This window comes from Aquirufa rosea (assembly GCF_004118285.1).
In the GTDB taxonomy this organism is placed as follows: Bacteria; Bacteroidota; Bacteroidia; order Cytophagales; family Spirosomataceae; genus Aquirufa; species Aquirufa rosea.
Genome location: NZ_SDHY01000017.1, coordinates 1 through 1,787, shown reverse-complemented (window position 1 = coordinate 1,787; position 1,787 = coordinate 1). Strand labels below are relative to the sequence as shown.

At 44.0% G+C, this 1,787-nt stretch carries 1 protein-coding gene; it reads left to right on the top strand.

Features of this window, described 5'->3' with window-relative positions:
* Positions 1–1,787, top strand: a 1,787-nt coding sequence (locus tag ESB04_RS12425) for a beta strand repeat-containing protein (protein WP_164969667.1), incomplete at both ends; no start/stop codon positions are given.

Genomic DNA, 1,787 nt, shown 5'->3' with positions numbered 1-1,787 from the left:
AAGCAGTGCAGTAACCATTTCGGGTGTAACCTACACCAAGGCAGAAACAGGAGTTGAATTAACCGCTACTGGTTCAGGTTCAGGTAATGTAAGTGGTAAAACAGGCAATTCCAATGCATTTACCGTAATCGGTGGAACGGCAACGAAGTTAGTTGTATCCAACATCGGGCAGCAAACTGCGGGAACTGGATTCAGCGTTACTGTGACACTTTATGATACAAATGATAACCCTACAAACGCTACAGCGGATGGTACAGTTACATTAACGCTGAAAACAGGTAATGGAACTTTAGGAGGTACATTAACTGGTACCATCACTTCTGGAAGCAGTGCAGTAACCATTTCGGGAGTAACTTATACCAAAGCAGAAACAGGGGTTGAATTAACCGCTACTGGTTCAGGGTCAGGTAATGTAAATGGTAAAACAGGCAATTCCAATGCATTTACTGTAGTGGCTGGTGCGGCTAGTAAATACATTGTAACAAGCAGCTCTTCTTCTCCTACCGCAGGGGGTACCGTAACCATCACCGCTCAATTAGTCGATGCCAACAATAACCCAGTGAGCACTTCAGGTAAAACCATCACTTGGTCTAAAAGCGATGCCAATGGTTCTTTCTCTTCGGCAACTAGTACAACCGATGCCAATGGTACTGCTACTGTAACATTTACTTCACATACAGTTTCTGGTACTACGACCACCATTACGGCCACTGATAATACTAGCTTAACGGGTACTACTTCTAACATTACTACCGGTGTAGGTACGGCTTCTAAATTAGTTGTTTCTAACATCGGGCAACAAACCGCTGGCACCGGGTTCAGCGTTACAGTAACATTAACAGATGATAATGGTAATGCTGTCAATGCCACAGCAGATGGTACAGTGACCTTAACTCGTAAAACGGGTACAGGTACTTTAGGTGGTACGCTTACTGGTACAATAGTAAATGGTTCAAGTGCAGTGACGATCTCTGGAGTAACTTATACCAAAGCAGAAACAGGGGTTGAATTAACCGCTACAGGTTCTGGTTCTGGTAATGTAAGTGGTAAAACAGGCAATTCCAATGCATTTACCGTAGTGGCTGGTGCAGCTAGCAAATACATCGTAACCAGTAGCAATTACTCGCCAATTGTTGGTTCTAATATCACTATTACAGCTCAATTAGTCGATGCCAACAATAACCCAGTAAGCACTTCGGGTAAAACCATCACTTGGTCCAAGAGCGATGGAAATGGTTCTTTCTCTTCTGCGACTAGTACAACCGATGCCAACGGTACTGCTACTGTAACATTTACTTCACATACAGTTTCTGGTACTACTACCACCATTACGGCCACTGATAATACTAGCTTAACGGGTACTACTTCTAACATTACCTCTGATGCTAGCGGAGCCTCTAAATTGGTTATTACCAACATCGGGCAACAAACCGCTGGCACCGGGTTCAGCGTTACAGTAACATTAACAGATGATAATGGTAATGCTGTCAATGCCACAGCCGATGGTACAGTGACCTTGACTCGTAAAACAGGTACAGGTACTTTAGGTGGTACATTAACAGGTACTATTGTAAATGGTTCAAGTGCAGTGACGATCTCTGGAGTAACTTATACCAAAGCAGAAACAGGGGTTGAATTAACCGCTACCGGTTCGGGTTCTGGTAATGTAAGTAGTAAAACAGGCAATTCCAATGCATTTACCGTAGTAGCTGGAGCAGCTAGCAAATACATCGTAACAAGCAGCTCTTCTTCTCCTACCGCTGGGGGTACCGTAACCATCACCGCTC